The sequence below is a fragment of the Vibrio sp. TRT 2004 genome (assembly GCF_050113735.1).
Lineage (GTDB): Bacteria > Pseudomonadota > Gammaproteobacteria > Enterobacterales > Vibrionaceae > Vibrio.
Window position 1 is genome coordinate 1 of sequence record NZ_JBNJOH010000107.1, and the last position, 1,772, is coordinate 1,772.

At 46.4% G+C, this 1,772-nt stretch carries 1 pseudogene; it reads right to left on the minus strand.

What is annotated here, in order from left to right:
- Positions 1–1,772: pseudogene (locus tag ACQEXR_RS20020) on the minus strand (LysM domain-containing protein); the annotation flags it as partial.

The window sequence follows — 1,772 nt, forward strand, 5'->3', positions numbered from 1 at the left end:
CGCTGAAACCCTTTATTATTCATCACGCCAAGCAGCGCAGCAAAGAAGTCATCTGCGGCTTTCGGGTTCAGTTCAGTGGCAAATTTCCCACCGAATCCTACCCCAGCCGTGGCCGCCATCGCCGTAATAAAGATAAAACGGCCGTTATTGAACGTGCACTGGAATACACCATCATACCCAATCCCCGCCGAGACTTTAAAGTCAGAACTGACTTTAAACAGGTTTTGTGTTGCGCTTTTTTGATCTTTTGCCCAATCTAACTTACAGCTCAGAGTGCCCCCCGCTTCCAAACCAGCAAAGGCTTTTGCTTGCGCAGTAGCTCCTGCCGCAAGGGGACTGTTTCGGTTGCCTTCCTGCCCTAAGCCGGACACATTGTAATTGGTATAGTCACTTCTGCTTGGTACTGTTCCTTTGATGCCGAGAGGGCGAACTTCTTGCTCTCCTGAAGATTCTTCCATATTGCCGATGTGTATTTGCGTGGCAACTTTTAAGCTTGCTGCGAGCACACCATAGACTTTACCTTCAAATTCAAGCACAGCAGAGCCAATGTTTTCTGTATGTCGTTTTTGGTTACCACGGGTACGATAAGGGATGTCCAATGCCATGCTGCCGCTGGCTGGCAGCCTGAGTTTTATCTTTTGCTCTGCACTGGCGAGAGAAAAATCGCTTTGAAACTCGGCTTTTAAGGTGCCTTTGTGGAAGGTGTCTTGGTCAATAGCGGTACTGGCACTGTAAGCAAAACGAGCAAATTGCGCTCCTCCGCTGGTTTCTGTCATTGCGCTAATACCAAACGTTTCATTTTGGTACTCTTTGCTACTCCAAGGGAAAATAACATCGCTAATATTCGCCCAGTTAATCGATTTTTCAAATTTTAAAGAGCGAAGAACAGCGTCAGAAGAGCCACCAAGTGCCTGCTCAAAGGCTTTAGATAGTGACTCTTTTTGTCGGCTGACAGATGTTGCTAAATTTAGGTTAACAATGGAAGTGCATTTTTTGTTATCGGCGACATCGTGCGACAGTACCGGACTATCGGAAAGGATATATAGCAGCTTATCTGGCTTGGAAGAGAGCGCACACTCAACAATCGTCCTTTGGTTCGCTCCGTTGTTGGCATAGATATGGTTGTCTAAGTTTTTCGGTTTCCATAGTGCTTCATTGAGCACCACACGCCGATCCGAGGCTTCTTGTGTTGGAACGTCACCAGCAAAGGTAACGGAGGTTCTCTGGTAATCATAGTAAGGATTGTTGGCGCGGCTTTGCGCGGTGACCAGTAAAGCGTCGCAACGTTCTTGGGCCTTTTCAGCAAACACAAATAGCCGCTTAACGTAATTGCTGTAGTTTTCGTTTTGCCCAAATCGTTCAGAAAAATCTCGGATACGAACCGCGACTTCCTGAAGTAAAACGAGGTTCAATATATAGGCACTGTAGTAACCGAGCTCGCTGTGAATAGGCGTCTCTCTATTGAGCTTCTCTAAGCCAAGGAGCAATTTGTCGATGCTTGGACGATGGTTCTCAAGGTGCTGGCGAAGAAACTCGACATTTTGCCAACCTTGAAAGAGTTGCTGTTCGCTTAGGCACTGTTCTTTTATGTATGTTCCGGTCTGATTTAAACGATGCATAGCCGCAAAAAAGTGGCGGTATTTAATGTTGTTTTGGTTATTCGCGGTAAAGAACGCCAATGGTTTCCATTCTATTCGCTGGCTATTGAGTTTTGTTAGAACAGAATGAGCGTGTGTGACCCAGTAGTCATAGCCGTTGTAAGCCTCTTCCAG